Here is a 1,534-nt window from a genome sequence, read left to right as displayed (position 1 = left end):
ATCTGCCACGGCGGTAATCTTCTCTGCTCTCCTGAATCTGCCTTAAAAGTGCGTTATCAGAGAGTACTTCAATGGTTGATTTCATACGCTCATATTCATCGTTTGAGATGGTAACCCATCTTGCCCGGTGTTCTCCATGAAGTAGTTTGTTCATTGCTATTATTAAGTAGTATTTGAACCACTTAAACATTGTCTGATAACTCGACTCCTCCTTTGGGGCTGTCACCCCCCGTACCCGGCTCTCAATCGCTCGCCACGCCACAGTTGAACAGCACGCCAATCCTTGCATCCCCGTTCGTAGCTCTACCACATCGCCGCTGATGCCGCTGAAGTTGCAGTTCGAGATATACTCAGCACCGGCATAAACTGCGATTTTTTATAGGTCAAATCATAGCACATATTTAGTATACGGGTGACTACTTTTTAGTTTAAGATACAAATCTCAACAGGTGATCTGCATGATTAATATTGATTTCACTGAGGAAGAGATGAAAATATTAGACTACGAACGATATCATCATCCCCACCCTCGAGTTCAGCGTAGAATGGAAGCTCTTTGGTTGAAGAGCCAGAATATAAGCCATAACCAGATATGTCGGATTACAGGGATATCTCCAAACACTCTGACTGGTTACCTCCGAAAGTACCAAGAACATGGCATTGAAGGGTTGAAAGAAGTAAATTTTTACCAACCTCAAAGCGAATTGAGACGGTATACAACGACTATTGAAACTTACTTTCGTGAACATCCCCCTGCAAGCGTTAAAGAAGCTATGGCTAAGATCGAAGAACTTACTGGGATTAAACGCAGTGAAAACAGGGTTAGAGAGTTTCTCAAGTCCATTGGAATGGCTCCTCGCAAAGTGGGTATGATTCCTGCTAAAGCAGACATAGAGGAACAGGAACGTTTCATAACAGAAGAGCTGGAACCCCGTCTCGAAGAAGCCAAGTCCGGCAAGAGAGTTGTCTTTTTTGTGGATGCTGCACACTTCGTTTTGGCTCCATTTCTCGGAATATTGTGGTCATTTAAGAGATTGTTTATTAAAGCCCCTGCTGGTAGAAAGCGGTTCAATGTTTTGGGTGCGTTAAATGCTACAACTCATGAATTGATCACTGTTACCAATGATACGTACATCAATGCTCAGAGCTTTTGTGATTTATTGTGGCGCATTTCGCGCCTTGATGATAAGGTTCCAATCACCCTTATTTTGGACAATGCCAGATATCAGAAGTGCAAACTTGTTTGGGAATTAGCAGAATCCCTTGGCATCGAATTACTTTACATTCCCCCGTATTCGCCCAATCTGAACCTTATTGAACGATTGTGGAAATTTGTTAAGAAAGAGTGTTTGTATTCGAAATATTATTCCGAGTTTAAGGATTTCAAAAATGCCATCATCAACTGCCTGAACCAGACGGGCACTACCTACAAAGAAGAACTTGACTCTTTACGCCTGCTTTGTCACATCTTCAAATTCTTTTCCTTTTTCTGCAGTCAATTTTCCAATAAATCCAAGAGATTTCGTTACTTGCC

At 42.1% G+C, this 1,534-nt stretch carries 2 protein-coding genes; one reads left to right on the top strand and one right to left on the bottom strand.

What is annotated here, in order from left to right; genetic code table 11:
* The coding region (locus U9Q77_13395) for a hypothetical protein (GenBank protein MEA3288351.1) at positions 1-190 on the bottom strand (190 nt) is incomplete at its 3' end.
* Between the two features lie 268 nt (positions 191-458).
* On the opposite strand from U9Q77_13395, the gene U9Q77_13390 reads away from it, so the two are divergent.
* On the top strand, positions 459-1,534 hold a 1,076-nt coding region (locus U9Q77_13390; protein MEA3288350.1), incomplete at its 3' end, for an IS630 family transposase.

The organism is Candidatus Neomarinimicrobiota bacterium (assembly GCA_034716895.1).
Lineage (GTDB): Bacteria > Fidelibacterota > UBA8477 > UBA8477 > JABMPR01 > JABMPR01.
This window is presented reverse-complemented; position numbering and strand designations above follow the sequence as displayed.